20 protein-coding genes are annotated in these 19,673 nt (G+C 69.9%); 9 read left to right on the forward strand and 11 right to left on the reverse strand.

The genetic code is table 11. From position 1 onward, the window contains the following. Nucleotide 1: 1 nt before the first annotated feature. The 3 genes from QTI20_RS19465 to QTI20_RS19475 are packed head-to-tail and all read right to left on the reverse strand — an operon-like array spanning nucleotide 2 to nucleotide 3,557. Entirely contained in the window at nucleotides 2-994 is a 993-nt protein-coding gene (locus QTI20_RS19465; protein WP_286553237.1) for an ABC transporter permease, read from the reverse strand. Next, on the reverse strand, nucleotides 991-2,571 hold the full coding sequence (locus tag QTI20_RS19470) for a sugar ABC transporter ATP-binding protein (protein WP_286553238.1): 1,581 nt from the start codon (nucleotides 2,569-2,571) through the stop codon (nucleotides 991-993). The genes QTI20_RS19465 and QTI20_RS19470 overlap by 4 nt, the downstream gene beginning before the upstream one ends. 32 nt (nucleotides 2,572-2,603) lie before the next feature. Further along, nucleotides 2,604-3,557, reverse strand: coding sequence for a sugar ABC transporter substrate-binding protein (locus QTI20_RS19475; RefSeq protein WP_286553239.1), 954 nt, complete (start codon nucleotides 3,555-3,557; stop codon nucleotides 2,604-2,606). Between the two features lie 218 nt (nucleotides 3,558-3,775). Here QTI20_RS19475 and ychF point away from each other — a divergent pair, with 218 nt between their 5' ends. Next, on the forward strand, nucleotides 3,776-4,867 hold the full coding sequence (gene ychF / locus QTI20_RS19480) for a redox-regulated ATPase YchF (RefSeq protein ID WP_183027291.1): 1,092 nt from the start codon (nucleotides 3,776-3,778) through the stop codon (nucleotides 4,865-4,867). A gap of 34 nt (nucleotides 4,868-4,901) precedes the next feature. Here the strand turns inward: ychF and QTI20_RS19485 are convergent, their stop codons facing one another. After that, nucleotides 4,902-5,723: an SDR family NAD(P)-dependent oxidoreductase gene (locus QTI20_RS19485; RefSeq protein ID WP_286574242.1), complete on the reverse strand. Its 822-nt coding sequence runs from the start codon at nucleotides 5,721-5,723 to the stop codon at nucleotides 4,902-4,904. Between the two features lie 5 nt (nucleotides 5,724-5,728). Beyond that, nucleotides 5,729-6,196 carry a nuclear transport factor 2 family protein gene (locus QTI20_RS19490; protein ID WP_286574243.1) on the reverse strand — a complete coding sequence of 156 codons (468 nt, stop codon included), beginning with the start codon at nucleotides 6,194-6,196 and terminating at the stop codon, nucleotides 5,729-5,731. 154 nt (nucleotides 6,197-6,350) lie between these two features. On the opposite strand from QTI20_RS19490, the gene QTI20_RS19495 reads away from it, so the two are divergent. Both QTI20_RS19495 and QTI20_RS19500 read left to right on the forward strand, forming a co-directional pair. Next, on the forward strand, nucleotides 6,351-7,166 hold the full coding sequence (locus QTI20_RS19495; RefSeq protein ID WP_286553245.1) for an SDR family NAD(P)-dependent oxidoreductase: 816 nt from the start codon (nucleotides 6,351-6,353) through the stop codon (nucleotides 7,164-7,166). A gap of 117 nt (nucleotides 7,167-7,283) precedes the next feature. Next, nucleotides 7,284-8,270 (forward strand): tripartite tricarboxylate transporter substrate binding protein, encoded by a 987-nt coding sequence (locus tag QTI20_RS19500; RefSeq protein ID WP_286574245.1) that lies wholly within the window; start codon nucleotides 7,284-7,286, stop codon nucleotides 8,268-8,270. Nucleotides 8,271-8,314: 44 nt separating this feature from the next. On the opposite strand, the gene QTI20_RS19505 is transcribed toward QTI20_RS19500, so the two are convergent. Beyond that, a complete protein-coding gene (locus QTI20_RS19505; RefSeq protein ID WP_286553249.1) occupies nucleotides 8,315-9,097 on the reverse strand; it encodes an SDR family NAD(P)-dependent oxidoreductase in 783 nt (260 codons plus the stop codon). A 103-nt stretch (nucleotides 9,098-9,200) separates the two neighbouring features. After that, nucleotides 9,201-9,470 (reverse strand): helix-turn-helix transcriptional regulator, encoded by a 270-nt coding sequence (locus QTI20_RS19510; protein ID WP_183027286.1) that lies wholly within the window; start codon nucleotides 9,468-9,470, stop codon nucleotides 9,201-9,203. Nucleotides 9,471-9,563: 93 nt separating this feature from the next. Between QTI20_RS19510 and QTI20_RS19515 the strand changes: the two genes are divergently transcribed. The 3 genes from QTI20_RS19515 (at nucleotide 9,564) to QTI20_RS19525 (ending at nucleotide 12,972) form a co-directional block, all read left to right on the forward strand. Continuing rightward, the gene (locus tag QTI20_RS19515; RefSeq protein WP_286553251.1) at nucleotides 9,564-11,261 is read left to right on the forward strand and encodes an FAD-dependent oxidoreductase; all 1,698 of its coding nucleotides are present in this window, start codon (nucleotides 9,564-9,566) and stop codon (nucleotides 11,259-11,261) included. Nucleotides 11,262-11,350: 89 nt separating this feature from the next. Further along, a complete protein-coding gene (locus QTI20_RS19520) occupies nucleotides 11,351-12,208 on the forward strand; it encodes an IclR family transcriptional regulator (RefSeq protein ID WP_183027284.1) in 858 nt (285 codons plus the stop codon). An 89-nt stretch (nucleotides 12,209-12,297) separates the two neighbouring features. Continuing rightward, the gene (locus QTI20_RS19525) at nucleotides 12,298-12,972 is read left to right on the forward strand and encodes a glutathione S-transferase (RefSeq protein ID WP_286553254.1); all 675 of its coding nucleotides are present in this window, start codon (nucleotides 12,298-12,300) and stop codon (nucleotides 12,970-12,972) included. Nucleotides 12,973-12,993: 21 nt separating this feature from the next. Here the strand turns inward: QTI20_RS19525 and QTI20_RS19530 are convergent, their stop codons facing one another. Continuing rightward, nucleotides 12,994-13,467, reverse strand: a complete 474-nt coding sequence (locus QTI20_RS19530) for a YqaA family protein (RefSeq protein WP_286553255.1) — start codon at nucleotides 13,465-13,467, stop codon at nucleotides 12,994-12,996. A gap of 172 nt (nucleotides 13,468-13,639) precedes the next feature. Here QTI20_RS19530 and dusB point away from each other — a divergent pair, with 172 nt between their 5' ends. The 3 genes from dusB (at nucleotide 13,640) to purH (ending at nucleotide 16,711) form a co-directional block, all read left to right on the forward strand. Then, nucleotides 13,640-14,710: a tRNA dihydrouridine synthase DusB gene (gene dusB / locus QTI20_RS19535; RefSeq protein ID WP_286553256.1), complete on the forward strand. Its 1,071-nt coding sequence runs from the start codon at nucleotides 13,640-13,642 to the stop codon at nucleotides 14,708-14,710. A gap of 17 nt (nucleotides 14,711-14,727) precedes the next feature. Further along, nucleotides 14,728-14,964: a Fis family transcriptional regulator gene (locus tag QTI20_RS19540; RefSeq protein WP_183027280.1), complete on the forward strand. Its 237-nt coding sequence runs from the start codon at nucleotides 14,728-14,730 to the stop codon at nucleotides 14,962-14,964. Between the two features lie 139 nt (nucleotides 14,965-15,103). Beyond that, nucleotides 15,104-16,711 (forward strand): bifunctional phosphoribosylaminoimidazolecarboxamide formyltransferase/IMP cyclohydrolase, encoded by a 1,608-nt coding sequence (gene purH, locus QTI20_RS19545; RefSeq protein WP_286553259.1) that lies wholly within the window; start codon nucleotides 15,104-15,106, stop codon nucleotides 16,709-16,711. Nucleotides 16,712-16,750: 39 nt separating this feature from the next. Here purH and QTI20_RS19550 read toward each other — a convergent pair whose 3' ends face one another. The 3 genes from QTI20_RS19550 to thiD form a co-directional block, all read right to left on the reverse strand. Then, nucleotides 16,751-17,221 (reverse strand): hypothetical protein, encoded by a 471-nt coding sequence (locus tag QTI20_RS19550; protein WP_286553260.1) that lies wholly within the window; start codon nucleotides 17,219-17,221, stop codon nucleotides 16,751-16,753. After that, the gene (gene hemL / locus QTI20_RS19555) at nucleotides 17,218-18,507 is read right to left on the reverse strand and encodes a glutamate-1-semialdehyde 2,1-aminomutase (protein ID WP_286553261.1); all 1,290 of its coding nucleotides are present in this window, start codon (nucleotides 18,505-18,507) and stop codon (nucleotides 17,218-17,220) included. Before hemL ends, QTI20_RS19550 begins: the two co-directional genes overlap by 4 nt. Nucleotides 18,508-18,625: 118 nt before the next feature. Next, nucleotides 18,626-19,594: a bifunctional hydroxymethylpyrimidine kinase/phosphomethylpyrimidine kinase gene (gene thiD, locus QTI20_RS19560; protein ID WP_286553262.1), complete on the reverse strand. Its 969-nt coding sequence runs from the start codon at nucleotides 19,592-19,594 to the stop codon at nucleotides 18,626-18,628. Nucleotides 19,595-19,673: the final 79 nt, after the last annotated feature.

Here is a 19,673-nt window from a genome sequence, read left to right on the forward strand (position 1 = left end):
TTCAGGCCAGGCGGCGGTCGGCGCGGCGCTGGCGCAGCGTGTCGATGATCACGGCCACCACGATCACCGCGCCGGTGATGATGCGCTTGCTCGGCTCGCTGGCGCCCACCTGGGCCAGCCCGGCCTCGAGCACCGCGATGATCAGCACGCCGAAGAAGGTGTTGATCACCGAGCCGCGCCCGCCCATGAGGCTGGTGCCGCCGATCACCACGGCCGCGATCACCTGCAGCTCGATGCCCACGCCGGCGTTCGGGTCGGCCGCCTCGAGCCGCGCCGACTGCATCAGGCCCGCGAGCCCGGCCAGCAGGCCGGTCACGGCGAACACGATGATGCGGATGGGGCGCGGGTCCACGCCCGCCAGACGCATCGCTTCCTCGTTGGTGCCGATGCCGACCACGTAGCGGCCGAACACGGTGCGCGTGAGCACCAGCTGGCCCACCACGACCAGCACCACGGCCAGCACGAAGGCGGCGGAGATGCCACCGATCCAGGGCGCGGCCAGGCCGGAGATCGCATCGCCCACGTACTGGGTGCGCGAGTCGGTCACCAGGTAGGCGCCGCCGCGCACGGCCTCGAGCATGCCCAGCGAGACAATGAAGCTCGGCAGCCGCCAGGCCACCGACACCGCGCCCGTGACCGTGCCGCACAGCAGGCCGGTGAGCAGGCCCAGCACCGCGGCCACGGGCACCGAGAGCTTCCATTGGAGGATGGCGGCGGCGGTGACGGCCGCGCTCAGCGCGAGCACCGAGCCCACCGACAGGTCGATGCCCGCGATGATCAGCACGAAGGTCATGCCGACCGCCATCACGGCCAGCGCCGGGATCTCGTTGGCGATCGAAAGGAAGGTGTCGCGCGTGAGGAAGTATTCGCTCATCGAGCCGAACAGCGCGATCATGCCCACGAGCACGATGGCGAGGCCCAGGTAGGTGCCGAGCTGGCCCCGGAGGGCGGACGGCTGGGCGGGCGAAGCGGTGGCGGAGGAGGCAGCGGTCATGGGGTGTCGGCCGTGGCCGTGGAGGAAGGGGAGGCAGCGTGCCCGGTGGCATCGCTGAAGGCGGCGGCCAGCAGCGACTGCTCGCTCCACTGGCCGCGCTCGAACACCGCGACCAGCCGGCCCGCGCTCATCACGCCGATGCGGTCGCACATGGCCATCAGTTCGCGCAGGTCGCTCGAGACCATCAGCAGGGCCTTGCCGGCGTCGGTCATGCGGTCGAGTTCGGCGTAGAGGTCGGCGCGCGCGCCCACGTCCACGCCGCGCGTGGGTTCGTCGAGCAGCAGCACCTTGCATTCGCGGTGCAGCCAGCGCGCGAACACCACCTTCTGCTGGTTGCCGCCGCTGAGCGTCGCTACCGGCTGTTCGATGCTGCGCGAGCGCACGCGCAGCAGGTCGACCAGGCGCCGGGCGATGCCGCGCTCCTTGGCGCGCAGCAGCCAGCCGCCGCGCGAGATCGCGCCCAGGTCGCTCAGCGTGGCGTTCACGCGGATCGACTGGGTGAGCAGCAGGCCCTGCGACTTGCGGTCTTCGGTGACCAGGCCGATGCCCGCGCGGATCGCCTGCATCGGCGAGCGCCAGCCCTGGCGCGCCGGCTGCGTCGCCTGGCCGTTCTCGTGCAGCGTGATCCCGCCGCGGTCCGCGCGGTCGGCACCGAACAGCAGGCGCACGAGCTCGGTCCGGCCCGAGCCGACCAGGCCGGCCAGGCCCATCACCTCGCCGGCATGCAGGTCGAGGTCCACATCGCGCACCGCCTGGGCCCGGCCCAGGCCGCGGGCGCTCAGCAGCACCGGCCCGGCGACGCGGCGCGCGCGGCCTTCGTGCTCGTGCACCGCGCGGCCGACCATGCGCTGGACCAGCTCGGCTTCGCGCACGCCGGCCATGGGCCGCACGTCGACCAGCCGGCCGTCGCGCAGCACCGCCACGCGGTCGGCGATGCGTTGCAGTTCCTCCAGCCGGTGCGACACGTAGACGATCGCCACGCCGCGCGCCTTGAGCCGGTCGATCTGCTCGAACAGGTGCGAAGTCTCGCGCGGCGTGAGCATCGCGGTGGGCTCGTCGAGCACCAGCACGCGCGTGTCGTCCTGCAGGTTGCGCGCGATCTCGACCATCTGCTGCTGGCCGATGCCCAGCCGGGCCACCGGCGTGGCCGGGTCGATGTGCGCCATGCCGATCTTGGCCAGCTGCTGCGCGGCCAGTTCGTGCAGCCGGCCGCGCCGGACCCAGCCGGCCTGGTGCGGCAGGCGGTCGAGCAGCAGGTTCTCGGCCACCGACAGCGTGGTGACCAGGCCCAGCTCCTGCATCACCATGCGCACGCCCAGGCGCTCGGCCTCGCGGCGCGAGCCGGGCGCGAAGGGCTGGCCGTCGAGCAGCATGCGGCCGCGCGTGGGCTGCACCAGGCCGCAGACCATCTTCGACAGCGTGCTCTTGCCGGCGCCGTTCTCGCCCGTGAGGGCCAGCACCTCGCCGGCGTTCAGCACCAGCGAGACGTCGTCGAGCACCGGCGCCGCATAGTCCTTGCCGAGCGCGTTCAGCGCCAGCACCGGGGTGGCCGTCGGGGCGGCGGGGGAAGAAGTCAAGGTGGGGTCGTCCGGTCGGCGGGCCTGGCGGCTTACTTGCTGTCCTTGGTGACCAGCACCACGTCGGTCTTCACCGCGGCCGGCATGTCCGCCTGCTTCTTCTTGTCGGCGAGGGCCTTGAGCGCGGTCTCGATGCCGAACACGGCCTGCTTGGCGGCGAACTGGTCGGCGGTGGCGAGCACGCGGCCGTCTTTCAGCATGGGCTTGATGGCGCCGATGTTGTCGTAGCCCACCACCAGCACCTTGCCGGTCTTGCCTGCGGCCTTGACCGCCGCGACCGCGCCCAGCGCCATGCTGTCGTTGCCGGCCAGCAGGGCCTTGAGGTCGGGGTGCTCGCGCATCATGCCGGCGGCCACCGTGTTGCCCTTGTCGATCTCCCACTGGCCCGACTGCACGCCCACCACCGTCATGCCGGCGGCCTTCATCGCGTCCTGGTAGCCCAGCGTGCGCTGCTGCGCATTGAAGGTGGTCGACACGCCTTCGATGATGCCGACCTTGTCGCCGGCCTTGAGTTCCTTGGCCAGCGCATCGCCCACCAGCTTGGAGCCGGCGCGGTTGTCGGGGCCGACGAAGGGCACCTGGATGCCCTTTTCCTTGAGCGCCGCGGCGTCGAGCTGGTTGTCGATGTTGACCACCAGGATGCCCTTGTCGATGGCGGCCTTGATCACCGGCACCAGCGCCTTCGAATCGGCCGGGGCGATCACCAGCGCGTTGATCTTCTGCGCCACCATCTGCTCGACCATCTTGATCTGGGCCGCGGTGTCGGTCTCGTCCTTGATGCCGTTGGCGACCAGCGTGTACTCGGCGGCATGCGCCTTCTGGTGCGCCTTGGCGCCGTCTTCCATGGTGCGGAAGAACTCGTTGGCCAGCGACTTCATGACCAGCGCCACCTTGGGCTTGTCCTGGGCGAAGGCGGGCGTTCCGGCGATGGCGCCCAGGAGCGTGAGGGCGGCAGCGCCTTGCAGGGTACGGCGGGTGAACTTCATGGTGATGTCTCCAGGGTTGGGTGAGCGGCGAGATGGCACCGGTCTTGGCCGGGGCCGCGATCTTAGTCGACGAGAACGTTTGCGCAAACGTTTGCTAATCGGGTCAAACCCCTACGCGACAGGCGTTCCGCAGGGGTGTGCGGGGTGCGCCGAAGGGCGTGCCATTCGGGGGACACGCGGGACCGCCTAAAATCGTGGGTTACCCAAGAGGACCTCCCATGAGTTTGCAATGCGGCATCGTCGGCCTGCCCAACGTCGGTAAATCCACCCTTTTCAATGCGTTGACCAAGGCCGGTATCGCTGCGGAGAACTACCCCTTCTGCACGATCGAGCCCAACACCGGCGTGGTCGAGGTGCCCGATCCGCGGCTGGCCCAGCTCAGCCAGATCGTGAGCCCCGAGCGCGTCGTCCCGGCGATCGTCGAGTTCGTCGACATCGCGGGCCTGGTGGCCGGCGCCAGCACGGGCGAAGGCCTGGGCAACAAGTTCCTCGCGCACATCCGCGAGACCGACGCCACGGTGAACGTGGTGCGCTGCTTCGACGACGACAACGTGATCCACGTGGCCGGCCGCGTCGACCCGATCTCCGACATCGAGGTGATCCAGACCGAACTCTGCCTGGCCGACCTGGCCACGGTCGAGAAGGCGCTGCACCGCCACACCAAGGTCGCGCGCTCGGGCGACAAGGACGCGCAGAAGCTGGTCGGCCTGCTCGAGCGCTGCCAGAAGGCGCTCAACGAGAACATCCCGGTGCGCGCGCTGGAGTTCAGCAAGGAAGAGCAGCCGCTGGTCAAGAGCTTCACGCTGATCACCGCCAAGCCCGCGATGTTCGTGGGCAACGTGTCGGAGACCGGCTTCGAGAACAACCCCTACCTCGACCGCCTGCGCGAGTATGCGGCCAAGCAGAACGCGCCCGTGGTGGCGATCTGCGCCAAGATCGAAGCCGAGCTGTCCGAGATGGACGACGAGGACAAGACCATGTTCCTGGCCGAGATCGGCCAGGACGAGCCGGGCCTGAACCGCCTGATCCGCGCGGCCTACAAGCTGCTGGGCCTGCAGACCTACTTCACCGCCGGCGTGAAGGAAGTGCGCGCCTGGACCATCCACATCGGCGACACCGGCCCGCAGGCCGCCGGCGTGATCCACGGCGACTTCGAGAAGGGCTACATCCGCGCCCAGACCATCGCCTTCGACGACTACATCGCCTTCAAGGGCGAGCAGGGCGCCAAGGACGCGGGCAAGATGCGCGCCGAAGGCAAGGACTACGTCGTCAAGGATGGCGACGTGATGAACTTCCTGTTCAGCTCCTGAGCGGCCGCGTGCGGGCCGGAGCCCGCGCGCAGGCCTAGACGTGCCGCGAGCCGCCGTCCACCGTCAGGATGTGGCCGGTCACGTAGCGCGCGCTGTCCGAGAGCAGGAAGAGCAGCGGGCCGACGACTTCCTCGGGCGAGCCCATGCGGTGCAGCGGGATGTTGTCCAGCGTCCTGCCCAGCGTCTCGGCATCGTTCTGGAGCCAATGCGTCATCTCGGTGTCGATGAGGCCCGGCGCGATCGCGTTGACGCGCAGCCCCAGGTCGCCGAACTCCACCGCGAGCGATTCGGTCAGGTGCGCCACCGCGGCCTTCGAGGCGCAGTACGCGGCCCGCAGCCGCCGCACCCGGAAGGCGGCCACGCTGGCCATGTTGAGGATCGCGCCGCCCGGCTTCATGACCGACGCCGCGGCCTGCGCGCCGTAGAGCACGCCCTCGACGTTGATCGCCAGGGTGGCCTGGATCTGCGAGACGGGAATCTCGGCGGCCGGCGCGGCGGGGAAGATGCCCGCGTTGTTGATCCACAGGTCGAGCCGGCCGAAGCGCTCGACGGCGAAGTCGGCCAGCGCCTGCTGGGCCGCGCGGCTGCGCACGTCGACCGTGGTGACCACAACCTCGCCGGCGCCGGCGACCTCGCGGTGCTCCAGGGCGATGGCCTTCGCCGCCTCTTGCATGGCGCCGACGTCGATGTCGGCGCCCACCACCTGCACGCCGCGGCGCGCCAGGGCGGCGGCGAAGCGCGCGCCCATGCCGCGGCCGGCACCGGTCACCACGGCCACCTTGCCGCGCAGGTCCGGGTGCTCCGCCGCCATCAGTCGGCCCTCGACACGGCCGGGGTGCTTCGGGGTTGTTTCCACGGCGCTCATGCCTTGCTTTCGATGGGTGCGCGGGTCGGTTCGGCATCGTCGCGAACCACCTGGCGGTGGGCGACGCGCCAGGCGCCGTCGCGGCGCAGCAGCTGGTCGGTGATGGTGGTCAGGCGCACGAGGCGGCTGAACTCGCCGCGCGGTGTGGCCACGATCTGCAGGTAGGCGTGGACCACGAGCCGGTCCTCGTCGGCGCCGGGCAGCACGTCCACGTTGGTGATCACGTGCCGGCTCACGGTGCCCGAGGCATTGCCCGCGGCAAAGCGCTCGGCGAAGGCGCGCAGTTGCTGCGTGCCCGTCGCAGGCTCGGGGTAGGACGGCGAGGCGAACACGCCGTCGGCGGTGAAGGTCGAGGCCCACGCCGCGGCATCGCCGCTGTCGATCAGGCGCGATTGGCGCGCATAGAGCCGCATCACCTGGACGGCCACCAGGTCCGGGACTTCGTTCACTCCGACGGCGCTCACGTCGCGCCCACTGCAGGATTTTTCATGGCCGAAACTTTAGCGGCCGAGGGCCTCCGCAAGGCGTTTCCAGAGGCTGCGGATCCGTCACATCCGCATGGGGCAGACGGGCGCGGACGTGCGGTCTAGACTTTCGGGCCCCATCGAACGGCCTGCCATGTCCTCTGCTCCATCCTCCAACGCTTCTCCTGTCGCCGCGCACCGCGTGGCATTGATCACCGGCGGTGCCGGCGCGCTCGGCCACGCGGTGGCGCAGCGCTTCGCGGAGGATGGCCTGCGCGTGGTGGTGGCCGACATGGAGGCGGCGCAGGCCGAACGCATCGCCGCGGCCCTGCCGGGCACCGGCCACCGCGGCATCGCGCTGGACGTGACGAGCGAGGCCTCGGTCGCGCAGGCCTTCGAGACGATCGAGACCGGGCTCGGCCCGATCGCGGTGCTCGCCACCTTCGCCGGCGTGGTCGGCAACGGGCCCGACGGCCGACAGCCGGCGCTGGTCGACACCACGCTCGACACGTGGAACTTCACGCTCGCCGTCAATGTCACGGGCTGCTTCCTGTGCGTGCGCGAGTTCGCGCGCTGGCGTGCGCGGCAGGCGGTGCCGCACGGCCGGGTGATCACCGTGTCGTCCTCGGCGGGGCAGCTGGGTGGCTACCAGAGCCGCTCGCCCTACGTGAGCTCCAAGGCCGCGGTGCTGGGCCTGACCCGCGTCGTCGCGCGCGAGCTCGCGGCGCAGGGCATCACGGTGAACGCGATCGCGCCCGGGCCGGTCGAGACGCCCATGATGCGGTCCTCGCGCAAGGCGGCCGACGCCCGGACCGCCGACACCGCCTACGACGCGATGGCGATGCTGCCCCTGGGCCGGGTCGGCCTGCCGCACGAGATCGCGGCGGCCGCGTCCTATCTCGCCTCCGTCGACGCGGCCTTCGTCACCGGCGCCACGCTGGACGTCAACGGCGGCGTCCGCATGCAGTAACGCGCGCCGCCGGCCGGCTGTCACATCGCGATGTGGCAGCGCTGGCGCCGCTTCGTTCCTACAGTCGCGGTAGCGGGATGCGGCGCGCGTCCCGTTCGTTCACCAGAGAAGAAACATATGACAAAGACCCTCCACCGCCGCGCCCTGTGCGCCGCCCTGCTGGCCTCCGCCATCGCCGTCCCGGCGTTCGCGGCCGAGCCCAACGACTGGCCGAACCGGCCCCTGCGCGTGATCATTCCCTTCGCGCCCGGCGGCGCCACCGACGTGGCGGCCCGCATCGTGGGCCAGGAGCTGGCCAAGGAGCTGGGTCAACCGGTGGTGATCGAGAACCGTCCGGGCGGCAACAACCTGATCGCGGCGCGCGCGCTGCTGAGTTCCAAGCCGGACGGCTACACCATCATGGCGGCCGGCGCCGACGCCCTGTCGATCGTGCCCCTGCTGTACGACGCGCCGTACAAGGTGGAGCAGGACTTCACCTTCATCGCGTCGATGATGACCGCGCCCTACGTGCTGGTGGCACGCGGCGACTTCCCGGCCAACAACCTCAAGGAGTTCACCGAGCGGCTGCGTGCGGACGGTACCAAGCTCAACTACGGCTCCTTCGGCGTGGGCTCGGTGACCCACCTCGGCACCCAGATGATGCTGAACCAGATGGGCGTGAGCGCCACCATGATTCCCTACCCGGGCGGCACGGCGCCCGCGGTGCAGGCCCTGGTGGCCAAGCAGATCGACTTCATCCTGACCGACGTGCCGGGCTCGCTGCAGTTCGTGAAGTCCGGCCAGCTGCGGGCCTACGCCTGGACCGGCCACGGCCTGAAGGGCGTGCTGCCGGAACTGCCGACCATGGCCAAGGCCGGCCTGCCGAACTACTTCTTCGATCCCTACGTGGGCATCATCGCGCCCGCCGGCGTGCCGGCGCCGATCGCCGAGAAGCTCAGCGCGGCGTTCAAGAAGGTGCTGACGCTGGAGCCGGTGCGCAAGGACTTCGAATCGCGCGGCGTGGTGGCCACCTACCTGCCCGGCAGCGGCTTGCGCGAGCAGGCGCTGACCATGGCGCAGCAGATGCAGAAGGTGATCAACGAGAACAGGATCTCGGTGAAGTGAGGAAGGCGCCCGTCCAGGGCGCTTTTTTTGGGTGGGTGTGGGGCTCAGGCGGCCTGCGGCCGGGGCACCTGCCCGATCAGTGCATGCGACAGGCCGCCGTCGATCACGAGGTTGTGGCCGCTGATGTAGGCGGCCGCATCGCTCGCCAGGAAGAGGGCGGCGTCGGCCACGTGGCGGGGCGTGCCGATCGCGCGCAGCGGCACCAGCTGCTCGCGTTGCGCGCGCACGCCGGGCACCGCATAGAAGGGCGCGCTCAATGCGGTCTCGATCAAGCCGGGGCTGATGCAGTTGGAGCGCACGCCGTGCGGGCCCCACTCCACGGCCATCTGCGCGGACAGCGCCACCGTCGCCGCCTTCGACGCCGAATAGGCGCCGCAGCCGCCATGCGCCTGTGTGGCCGCGATGGAGGCGATGTGGACGATGGCGCCGCGGCGCTCCGCGATCATGTGGCGCCCGAGCTGCCGCGCGAAGCGGAAGCCGCCGCCGAGGTTGATGTCCAGCACCTGGTCCCACTGTGCGTCGTCGAGATCCTCCAGCGCGCCGCGCCGCAGGATGCCCGCGTTGTTGACCAGCACGTCGCAGCGGCCGGCGCGCGCGATGAGCTCGTCGCAGGTGCGCGCGATTTGCGCCGCATCGGCCACGTCGCACACCGCGCCGCGGATGCGCAGCGCGGCACCTGCCGCCTCGTCCGCCAGCTGCTCGAGCAGGACCGGGTCGCGGTCGACCGCGAGCACGTCGCCGCCGGCGGCCGCGAAGGCCCAGGCGATCTCGCGGCCGATGCCGCTGGCCGCGCCGGTGACGACGCAGACCTTGTGGGTGAATGGCATGGGTTCTTCCATCGGTGCATGCGCTGCACGCGTGAGTCGGACGGTGGGGCGTCACATCGCCATGTGATGGCGGGACGCTGCCTGGCTGCCTAGAGTCGACAACTTACATGAGCAACCGGAACAACTGGTTCTGGGACGAGATGTTGAGCCTCGCGTAGGCCCGTTTTCTATAGGTAAGAACTGTGTTTCGGCTAATTCCCAGATCGATCCCGATGCCCTCGGACGTGACACCCAGCATGATCCGGATGCACACCTCCACCTCTCTCGGCGAGAGCAGGGGTGCGACGGTCTTCAGTCGCTCTCGCGAGCTGTCGATGAATCCGCTGTGCGCGCCCGCAGGGGGCGCCGCTGTGTGGTCGCTGACTTCCATCATGCTTGTCTTCCTTGTAGGTGCGCGAATTTACGAACAGTTCGCCCCGCCGACCACCGCAATGTCCGTTGGATGGACAGCGGCGGGAGGCGCCCGATGAGCCAGGACGCGCCCGTGCAGGTCGACCTGCTGGTGTTCGGTTCCGGCGCGGGGGGGCTGGCCACGGCCGTCTTCGCGGCGCAGCGCGGCCTGCGCGTGCTGCTGTGCGAGAAGAGCGCGCAACTGGGCGGCACCACGGCCACCTCGGGTGGCGTGGTCTGGATCCCCTGCAGCCCGCAGGCGCGCCAGGCCGGCGTCGCGGACTCGGCCGATGCGGTCCGCACCTACCTCCGGGGCGAGGCCGGTGCGCTCTACCGCGACGACCTGGTCTCGGCCTACCTGGCGCACGGCGTGCCGGCGCTGCAGGCGCTGGAACAGGCGGGCGTGCCCTTCGACCTGATCGACATGCCCGACTACCACAGCGCGGCGCCCGGTGCCGTGGCGCGCGGCCGCTCGCTGCAGGCGCGCGCCTATGACGGGCGCGAACTCGGTGCGGATTTCGCGAAGGTGCGGGCGCCGATCAGCAACCTGCTGGTGCTCGGCGGCATGATGCTCGGCCCCGACGACGTGGCCAAGTTCGTGCGGCCCCTGGCCTCGTTCGCCGCGTTCTCGCGCGTGGTCAGCCGTGTGCTGCGGCACGCGGGCGACCGCCTGCGCGGCTACCCGCGCGGCACCGTCATTTCGAACGGCAATGCGCTGGTCGCGCGCATGTTCGCCTACCTGCGCACCACCCCGGCGCAGATCTGGGTGTCGTCGCCGCTGGTGTCACTGGTGGAAGAGGGCGGACGCGTGGCCGGGGCCGAGGTCGACACGCCCGACGGTCCGCGCCGCGTGAATGCGCGCCTGGGCGTGGTGCTGGCCACCGGCGGCTTCCCGCACAGCCAGCCGCTGCGCGCCGAACTGGCGCCGCGCTTCCCGCATGTGCATTCGATGGCCTTCGGCGCGAACACGGGCGACGGCATCGGCGCCGCGCGCGCGGTCGGCGCTCAGGTCGACACGGCGCTGCATTCGCCGGGCCTCTGGACGCCGGCCTCGGAACGGGTGAGCGGCCAGCGGCGCGAGACCTTCATCTACGGCTACCTCGACCGCGGCCGGCCCGGCGTGATCGCCGTCGACGGCACGGGGCGGCGCTTCGTCAACGAGTCGAACTCGTACCACGACATCGTGCTGGCGCTGTTCGAACGCCAGCGCGCGGGGCAGCAGCGCTTCTACTTCGTCTGCGACGCCGACTTCATGCACAAGCGCGGCCTCGGGGCCGTGCGGCCCTGGCCCTGGAACCTGGTGCAGATGCCGCGCATGCTGCGCGACGGCTACCTGCTGCGCGCCGACACGCTGGCCGAACTGGCATCGCGAGCGGGCCTCGACCCGGCGGGGCTGGTGGACGAGGTGCGGCGCCACAACGCCTTCTGCGCGACCGGCGTCGACACCGACTTCGGCAAGGGCGACACCGCCTACAACCATTCCTGGGGCGACCCGGCGGTGCAGCCCAACCCCAACCTGGCGCCGATCGCTCGCGGCCCCTTCTACGCGCTGCCCATCGTGCCGGCCACGCTGGGGACCGCGATCGGGCTGCAGACCGACGCGCACGCGCGGGTCGTCGACGCGGCCGGCGCGCCCATCCCCGGCCTCTACGCCTGCGGCAACGAGCTGGCCTCGATGATGCGCGGCGCCTACCCGGGCGGCGGCATCACGCTGGGCCCCGCCATCGCTTTCGCCCACGTCGCGGTGAGCCACGCCGAGGCGCAACAGGCCTGAGCGGGGCGCGGCGCATGGCATCGCGCACGGAAGACGCAGCGGCTGCGATCCCGCCGCTCACGCCGGTGGAGCGGGCTAGACTCGCCGCCATGGAAGCGCCCAGTCCAGGGACCCTCAAGCCGCGCGCCGGGTCCAGCAACGACAGCACGATCGGTCGCGCCGCGCACCTGCTGCGCATGCTGGCCGTCGCGGGAGGCCATGGGCTGGGCCTGTCGGAGCTCTCGACCTACGTGGGCCTGCCGCATCCCACGGTGCACCGGCTGCTGGGCCAGCTGATCGACGAAGGGCTGGCCCGCAAGGTCGAGACCTCGCGCCGCTACATCCTCGGGCCCATGCTGTTCGAGCTGGGGCTGGCGGCGGCACCGCATTTCGAGATCCGCCCCCACTGCCGGCCCTACCTGCTGCAGCTGGCCGAGAGCACGGGCGAAACCGTCTACCTGACCATCCGCAGCGGCGACGAGGCGGTCTGCATCGACTGCTGCAACAGCCCCACGGCCGGCGCGCGCGTGCTGCTGGTGATGGGTACGCGCTGGCCCCTGGGGGCCGGCTCGGGCAGCGTGGCCATGCTGGCGCGCCTGCCGCGCGAGGAGCGCGACCACATCGTCTCGCTGTCCCTGCCGCGGCTGCGCGGCCCCTACAAGGTGGGCCAGGAGGATTTCGTCACCGCCATCGAGGAAGCGGCGCGCTGCGGCTACGCCTTCCTGCGCAACCGCGTCGCGCTGGGCGATTCGGCGATCGCGGTGGCGCTGACCGCGGCGGGGCGCCCCTTCGGCTCGATCACCGTGGTGGGGCCGAACCACCGCATCCCGCATGCGCGCGCGCCCGAGATCGCGCGCCAACTGCAGGAGGTGGTGGCGCAGATGGAACGGCGGCTCGCACCCTATTTCGCCAGCCTCGCCTCCGAGCGCGATGCCTTCGGTGGCGCGCGCTTCGGCAAGGGCCGCTGATCGCATGGCGCGGGCGCGAGGCGGCCGGATCGGTTAGAAACCGGAACCGCTGCAGGCCTCTTCCGGCGCCTGGCGTGCAAGCTGCGCCCATGATCACCGTCCACCACCTCAACAATTCGCGCTCGCAGCGCGTGCTCTGGCTGCTCGAAGAACTCGGGCTGCCCTACGACATCGTGCGCTACGAGCGCGATCCCAAGACGATGCTGGCGCCACCGGAACTGCGCAAGGTCCATCCCCTGGGCAAGTCGCCGGTGGTGACGACCGACGAGGGGCTGGTGCTGGCCGAGTCGGGCGCGATCATCGAGACGCTGATCGAGCGCCACGGCCAGGGCCGGCTCGCGCCGGCGGCGGGCAGCGCGGAGGCGCTGCGCTACCGCTACTGGCTGCACTATGCCGAGGGCTCGGCCATGCCGCCGCTGCTGCTCAAGCTGATCTTCGACCGCATCGAGAGCAGCAAGATGCCCTTCTTCGTGAAGCCGGTGGCGCGGATGATCGCGGGCAAGGCCAAGGCCGGCTTCGTGACGCCCAACCTCAGGACGCACCTGGACTTCATGGAGGGCGAGCTCGGCAAGGGCGAATGGTTCGCCGGGCCTGACTTCACGGGCGCCGACATCCAGATGAGTTTTCCGGTCGAGGCCGCAAAGGCCCGCGGCGGGCTCGACGCCAGCCGGCCGCGGCTGATGGCCTGGCTCGAACGCATCCACGCGCGGCCCGCCTACCGGCGCGCGCTGGAACGCGGCGGCCCCTACGGCCTGTTGTCCTGAAGGAGGACGGCGCCGCGCTTTTCAGTGCGTGGGCCAGATGTAGAGCAGCGCCACGGTCATCGTCACGTAGCGCGCGAACTTGCCGATGGCCATGTAGAACACGCAGGGCCAGAAGGGCAGCTTGAGCCAGCCGGCCACCGCGCACAGCGGGTCGCCCACCAGCGGCAGCCAGCTGAGCAGGCAGGCCTTGGGCCCCAATCGCTCGAGCCAGCCCAGCACCCGCACGTGGTGCTTGGAGTTCGAGTACTTGTCGGCCACCTGGTGGGCGCCGTAGCCCATCCACCAGTCGACCGCGCCGCCCAGCGTGTTGCCCACCGTCGCCACCGCGATGGCCGACCAGAACATGTCGGGGTTGAGGCGCAGCAGGCCGAACAGGATCGGCTCGGAGCCCACGGGGATCAGCGTGGCGGAGACGAAGGCCGCGAAGAACAGCGTCGACAGCCCGTACTGCGGCAGCGCCAGAAGGGTCAGGAGAGAGTCGAGCCAGGCTTCCATTGCCACGCAGTATAGGAAGGCGGCCGGCGGCGGCGCGTGGGAGAGGGCGCCGCGCGGCCCGCGCAAGAGGGGAAGCCTTAGTTCAAACGTTTCAGCCCCTGAAATGGCGCTTGGCTACAATCGTGCCTCATTTTTCAGCAGCCCCGCGCTCGCTCCCCCTCTTCCAATCACCATGCAGATCGGCCCTATCGCGCTGGAAAACCGGCTGTTCGTCGCGCCCATGGCCGGCGTGACCGACCGGCCGTTCCGCATGCTCTGCCGCTCGCTGGGCGCGGGCTATGCGGTGAGCGAGATGGTGACCTCGCGCAAGGAGCTGTGGAACACGCTCAAGACCTCGCGCCGCGCCGACCATGCGGGCGAGCCGGGCCCCATCGCGGTGCAGATCGCGGGCACCGATGCGGCCATGATGGCCGAGGCGGCGCAGTACAACATCGACCGCGGCGCGCAGATCATCGACATCAACATGGGTTGCCCGGCCAAGAAGGTCTGCAACAAGTGGGCCGGTTCGGCGCTGATGCGCGACGAGCCGCTGGCGCTGGAGATCGCGCGCGCGGTGGTCGACGCGGCCGCGCCGCACGGCGTGCCGGTGACGCTCAAGATGCGCACCGGCTGGAGCGCCGACCACCGCAACGCCGTCAAGCTGGCGCGCGATTTCGAATCCGCCGGCGTGCAGATGCTCACCGTGCACGGCCGCACGCGCGAGCAGGGCTACAAGGGGTCGGCCGAATACGACACCATCGCCGCCGTCAAGGCCGCGGTGCGGGTGCCGGTGGTGGCCAACGGCGACGTCACCAGCCCCGAGAAGGCGCGCGAGGTGCTGGCCGCGACCGGCGCCGACGCGGTGATGATCGGCCGCGCGGCACAGGGCCGGCCCTGGATCTTCCGCGAGATCGCGCATTTCCTCGCGACGGGCACGCACCTTGCACCGCCCCTGGTCGCCGAGGTGCGCCGGCTGCTGCTCGATCACCTGCAGGAGCACTACGGCCTCTACGGCGAGTACAGCGGCGTGCGCACGGCGCGCAAGCACATCGGCTGGTACGTGCGCGCGCTGCCCGGCGGCGAGGCATTCCGCGGCCGCATGAACGGCATCGAGGACTGCGCGCAGCAGCTGCGCGCGGTGTCCGACTATTTCGAGCAGCTGGCCGCGGGGATGGAACGGATTCCCGTGCACCGGGATGCGGCCGAGGCGGTCGACGACGAAGAAGGTGCCGAGGACGAGGGCGCGGCTGCGGCCGCGCATTGAGAACACAAGAGAAGACCATGAGCAAGAAGAACATCGACGAATGCGTGAGGAACAGCCTCGACAGCTATTTCCGCGACCTGCGGGGCATCGAGCCCGACGGCATGTACGACATGCTGGTGCGGGTGGTGGAGAAACCGCTGCTCGACGTGGTGATGACCCGCGCGGAGGGCAACCAGTCCAAGGCGGCCCAGTGGCTGGGGCTCAACCGCAACACGCTGCGCAAGAAGCTGGTCGAGCACAAACTGATCAAGTAGGCCCACCCCCGAAGTCGCCGCGCACTGCGTGTCGCGGCGACCTCCCCCTCGAGGGGGCCCCACCGGCGGCCCGGCAAAGCCGGTTCCGCGGTGGTCCCCGAAAAAGAACACCGCCCCTTTTGCTTTTGCTGAGAACCTTATGGCACTGACCGCACTGATTTCCGTCTCCGACAAGACCGGCATCCTCGAATTCGCCCAGGCGCTGCATGCGCTGGGCACGAAGCTGCTGTCCACCGGCGGCACCGCCAAGCTGCTGGCCGACGCCGGCCTGCCGGTGACCGAAGTGGCCGAGCACACCGGCTTTCCCGAGATGCTCGACGGCCGCGTGAAGACGCTGCATCCGAAGATCCACGGCGGCCTGCTGGCGCGGCGCGACCTGCCCGAACACGTGGCGGCGATCCAGGCCCACGGCATCGACACCATCGACCTGCTGATCGTCAACCTCTACCCCTTCGAAGCCACCGTGGCCAAGGCCGGCTGCACGCTGGAAGACGCGATCGAGAACATCGACATCGGCGGCCCGGCCATGGTGCGCAGCGCGGCCAAGAACTGGAAGGACGTGGGCGTGCTCACCGACGCCTCGCAGTACGCGGTGGCGCTGGCCGAACTGAAGGCCGACGGCAAGCTCAGCGACAAGACCAAGTTCGCGTTCTCGGTGGCCGCCTTCAACCGCATCGCCGACTACGACGGCGCGATCAGCGACTACCTCTCGGCCATCGACTTCGACGCCAGCATCGGCCAGCCCGCACCCAAGCGCTCGCTGTTCCCGGCGCAGAGCAACGGCCGCTTCGTCAAGGTGCAGGACCTGCGCTACGGCGAGAACCCGCACCAGCAGGCCGCCTTCTACCGCGACCTGCATCCGGCGCCCGGTTCGCTGGTGTCTGCAAAGCAGCTGCAGGGCAAGGAACTGAGCTACAACAACATCGCCGATGCCGATGCGGCCTGGGAATGCGTCAAGAGCTTCGACGTGCCGGCCTGCGTGATCGTCAAGCACGCCAACCCCTGCGGCGTGGCCATCGGCAAGGACGCGGCGGAGGCCTATTCGAAGGCCTTCAAGACCGACCCGACCTCGGCCTTCGGCGGCATCATCGCCTTCAACCGGCCGGTCGACGCAGAGACCGCCCAGGCCATCGCCAAGCAGTTCGTCGAAGTGCTGATGGCGCCGGGCTACACGCCCGAGGCGCTGGAAGTGTTCCAGGCCACCAAGGCCAAGCTCAACGTGCGCGTGCTGGAAATCGCGCTGCCCCAGGGCGGCACCAGCGACTGGGACAATGGCCGCAACGCGATGGACGTCAAGCGCGTCGGCTCGGGCCTGTTGATCCAGACCGCCGACAACCATGAGCTCGCGGCCAGCGAGCTCAAGGTGGTCAGCAAGAAGCAGCCCACGCCGCAGCAACTCGAAGACCTGCTGTTCGCCTGGAAGGTCGCGAAGTACGTGAAGAGCAACGCCATCGTGTTCTGTGCCGACGGCATGACCATGGGCGTGGGCGCGGGCCAGATGAGCCGCCTCGACTCGGCGCGCATCGCGAGCATCAAGGCCGAGCACGCGGGCCTGTCGCTGAAGAACACGGCCGTGGCCAGCGACGCCTTCTTCCCCTTCCGCGACGGCCTCGACGTGGTGGTGGATGCGGGCGCGAGCTGCGTGATCCAGCCGGGTGGCTCGATGCGCGACCAGGAAGTCATCGATGCCGCGGACGAGCGCGGCGTGGTGATGGTGCTCTCCGGCGTGCGCCACTTCCGGCACTGAACGCTTGCGCGCCTCGGCGCGCAAGCGGCCGGGGCAGGCTCAGTCCTTGAAGCGGTACTTGAGCTGGAAGGTCAGCGCGCCGTACAGCCGGTTCTTGATCGTCGGCACGTAGGCGATGTTGAGCCCCCAGTTCTTGCCTTCGATCGCCGCGGTGGGGATCAGGGCCGGGAACCAGTTGCCGTTGCGGTAGTTGGGGTAGCCGTCGAAGCCGCCGACCACGGCACCCAGCCGCACGCCATAGACCTCGAAGGGCAGCACGTACAGGCCCAGGTAGTTCGACTGCCGGCGGTCGCTGTTGTGGAAGGTGCCGGCTGTGAGCCGGTAGACGTCGCTCAGCGGGTACTCGAAGCCCAGCCCGTAGTTGGAGTTCTCGAGGCCCTTGTGGCTGTCGAAGTGCGCCGAGTAGAAGCCCGGGTTGATCCAGATCTCCTTCGGGTCGAAGGACTGCGCCAGCGCCAGGCCGGGCAGCAGGAGGGCACTCAGGAGCGGCAGGGCGCGCAGGGAATTCATGGCTGGGATGCGTGGAAGATCTGACGTGCGGCGTCGATGGTGGCAGCGATGTCCTCGTCGCTGTGGGCAGCGCTCACGAAGCCGGCCTCGTAGAGCGCGGGTGCAATGTACACGCCGCGATCGAGCAATCCGTGAAACAGCGCGTTGAATTTCGCGTTGTCGGTGGTCATCACGGTGCCATAGTTTTGTGGCTTGTCCTGCATCAGGTAGAAGCCGAACATGCCGCCTTCGCTGTCGACGTTGAAGGCCACGCCTTCGGCATCCGCCGCGGCTTTCAGGCCCGCGACCAGCGTGCGCGTCTTGGCCGACAGCGCCTCGTAGAAGCCGGGCTTGGCGATCTCCCTGAGCGTCGCCAAGCCGCAGGCCGTGGCCACCGGGTTGCCCGAGAGCGTGCCGGCCTGGTAGACCGGGCCCAGCGGCGCCAGCTGTTCCATGATGGCGCGCGGTCCGCCGAAGGCCGCCAGCGGCATGCCGCCGCCGATCACCTTGCCCAGCACCGTGAGGTCGGGCGTGATGCCCAGCACGCCCTGCGCGCCGTGCCGTCCGACGCGGAAGCCGGTCATCACTTCGTCGAACACCAGCAGCGCGCCGTGCTGCGTGCAGAGCTCGCGGCAGCGCCGGGCGAACTCGGGCGTGGCGCGCACGAAGTTCATGTTGCCCGCGATGGCCTCGATCATCAGGCAGGCCATGTCGTTGCCGTGCAGCGCGAAGGCTTCCTCGAGCTGGGCGATGTTGTTGTACTCGAGCACGATCGTGTGCTGCACCGCTTCGGGCGGGACGCCGCCCGAGGTCGGGTGGCCGAAGGTCGCCAGGCCCGAGCCGGCCTTGACCAGCAGCGCGTCGGCATGGCCGTGGTAGCAGCCTTCGAATTTGATGATGTGCTTGCGGCCGGTGGCGCCACGCGCCAGGCGCAGCGCGCTCATCGCGGCCTCGGTGCCCGAGCTCACGAGCCGCACCATCTCCATCGACGGCACCAGCGCCAGGATGGCTTCGGCCAGTTCGATCTCGCGCTCGGTCGGCGCGCCGTAGGAGAAGCCTTCGAGCACGGCCTTCTGCACCGCCTCGACCACCGCCGGGTGGCCATGGCCCAGGATCATCGGGCCCCAGGAGCCGATGTAGTCGATGTAGCGCTTCCCGTTGGCGTCCCAGAAGTAGGCGCCCTGCGCGCGCTGGATGAAGCGCGGCGTGCCGCCCACGGCCTTGAAGGCGCGCACCGGCGAGTTCACGCCGCCGGGGATCACGGCGCTGGCGCGTTCGAAGAGGGTCTGGTTGTTGTCGGTGGTCATGTCTTGCCTAACGTTCGATGGGGGCCCGTGGCCGGGGACACGGTGGAACCGGCTGTGCCGGGCCGCTGGTATCGCCCCCTGGAGGGGAAGCGCCGCAGGCGCTTCGGGGGTGGGTGGGTCAGTGTCGGGTGTCGTGGGGGGGGAGTGCGAAATCGGCGGGATCGGCCGGGCCGTCGTCGTCCTCGTCTTCGTCGTCCTCGGGCTGGGCCCAGAACAGCCGGTCGGGCAGCACGTGGCCCATGCCGGGGCGGAAGCCCGCGTCGAGGCAGCGGTCCATGTAGCTCAGCGCCTCGGAGGTGGCGGCCACCAGGTCGGTGCCGCTGGCCAGCAGCGCGGCCAGCGTGGCCGACAGCGTGTCGCCGGCGCCGGCGAACACGGCTTCGAGGCGCTCGTACTTCTCGCTGGCCAGCACCGCCTGCGGCGAGGCCAGCACGTTGTCGATGAACTGGTCGGGCAGCATGATGCCCGTGACCAGCGTGTAGGGCGTGCCCTGTTCACCGGCGGCCCGGGCGATGTCGCGGGCCGTCGGCGGCTTCTCGCCGCTCCAGTCGGGCAGCAGCCAGCGCCACAGCGTGCTGTGGTTGCCGACCAGCACCGTGGTCTGCGGCAGCACCAGTTCGCGGAAGGCGTCGAGGTAGGCGTCGATCTGGTTCTCGTCCCACCACGAGAGGTTGGGCATGTAGGCCACCAGCGGCACGTCGGGGTAGTCGGTCGCGGTCTCGGCGATGGTGCTGAGGATCTCCGGCGAGCCCGCGAAGCCGACCTTGATCAGCTGCACTTCCACGTCCTCGAGGATCGCGCGCGTCTGCTCGGCCACCGCCTCTTCGTCGAAGGCGAAATGGTCGAAGATCTCGGCCGTGTCGCGCGCATAGGCGCCCGTGACCACCGGCAGCATGTGAGCGCCGACTGACGCCATGGCCAGCGCATCGCCGCCCAGGCCGCCGGCACCGCTGGGATCGCTGGCGTTGAAGACCAGCACGCAGGGGGGATTGAGATCGACGTCCAGTTCGGCCAGGTCGTCTGCGGAGGGGTCGTTAAGATCAGCCATGCCGCGACCGCTGCAAGGCGGTAGTAGGTAAGTTTTCATACGCCATCGGACGCCCACGCCATGGTGGCGTATGTGCGACGGTCGTCGGGTATTTTGATGATACGTCTAGATACAATCG

The organism is Variovorax sp. J2P1-31 (assembly GCF_030317215.1).
Lineage (GTDB): Bacteria > Pseudomonadota > Gammaproteobacteria > Burkholderiales > Burkholderiaceae_C > Variovorax.